Below are 1,472 nucleotides of genomic sequence, written 5' to 3'. Positions count from 1 at the left end.
TTTGTGAACATCGAACTTTCGGTTCGTTTCGTCTTCACACACCGCAATCTGGTGCTCTTTCGCCTTTCAGCTCGAAGCAAGCAAATTGCTTGGGTGTTATATGGTCAAGCCTCACGGGCAATTAGTATTGGTTAGCTCAACGCCTCACAGCGCTTACACACCCAACCTATCAACGTCGTAGTCTTCGACGGCCCTTCAGGGAACTCAAGGTTCCAGTGAGATCTCATCTTGAGGCAAGTTTCCCGCTTAGATGCTTTCAGCGGTTATCTTTCCCGAACATAGCTACCCGGCAATGCCACTGGCGTGACAACCGGAACACCAGAGGTTCGTCCACTCCGGTCCTCTCGTACTAGGAGCAGCCCCTCTCAAATCTCAAACGTCCACGGCAGATAGGGACCGAACTGTCTCACGACGTTCTAAACCCAGCTCGCGTACCACTTTAAATGGCGAACAGCCATACCCTTGGGACCGGCTTCAGCCCCAGGATGTGATGAGCCGACATCGAGGTGCCAAACACCGCCGTCGATATGAACTCTTGGGCGGTATCAGCCTGTTATCCCCGGAGTACCTTTTATCCGTTGAGCGATGGCCCTTCCATACAGAACCACCGGATCACTAAGACCTACTTTCGTACCTGCTCGACGTGTCTGTCTCGCAGTCAAGCGCGCTTTTGCCTTTATACTCTACGACCGATTTCCGACCGGTCTGAGCGCACCTTCGTACTCCTCCGTTACTCTTTAGGAGGAGACCGCCCCAGTCAAACTACCCACCATACACTGTCCTCGATCCGGATAACGGACCTGAGTTAGAACCTCAAAGTTGCCAGGGTGGTATTTCAAGGATGGCTCCACGCGAACTGGCGTCCACGCTTCAAAGCCTCCCACCTATCCTACACAAGCAAATTCAAAGTCCAGTGCAAAGCTATAGTAAAGGTTCACGGGGTCTTTCCGTCTAGCCGCGGATACACTGCATCTTCACAGCGATTTCAATTTCACTGAGTCTCGGGTGGAGACAGCGCCGCCATCGTTACGCCATTCGTGCAGGTCGGAACTTACCCGACAAGGAATTTCGCTACCTTAGGACCGTTATAGTTACGGCCGCCGTTTACCGGGGCTTCGATCAAGAGCTTCGCGTTAGCTAACCCCATCAATTAACCTTCCGGCACCGGGCAGGCGTCACACCCTATACGTCCACTTTCGTGTTTGCAGAGTGCTGTGTTTTTAATAAACAGTCGCAGCGGCCTGGTATCTTCGACCGGCATGAGCTTACGGAGCAAGTCCTTCACCCTCACCGGCGCACCTTCTCCCGAAGTTACGGTGCCATTTTGCCTAGTTCCTTCACCCGAGTTCTCTCAAGCGCCTTGGTATTCTCTACCCAACCACCTGTGTCGGTTTGGGGTACGGTTCCTGGTTACCTGAAGCTTAGAAGCTTTTCTTGGAAGCATGGCATCAACCACTTCGTCATCTAAAAGA

1 rRNA gene is annotated in these 1,472 nt (G+C 52.6%); it reads right to left on the bottom strand.

From position 1 onward, the window contains the following. Positions 1 to 100 precede the first annotated feature (100 nt). Positions 101 to 1,472: ribosomal RNA gene (locus ACIONG_RS30500) — 23S ribosomal RNA — on the bottom strand; the annotation flags it as partial.

Origin of the sequence: Pseudomonas sp. NPDC087817 (assembly GCF_044742875.1) — a bacterium.
Lineage (GTDB): Bacteria > Pseudomonadota > Gammaproteobacteria > Pseudomonadales > Pseudomonadaceae > Aquipseudomonas.
Note: the sequence above shows the minus strand (reverse complement) of the source record. Positions and strands in the feature narration are given on the sequence as shown.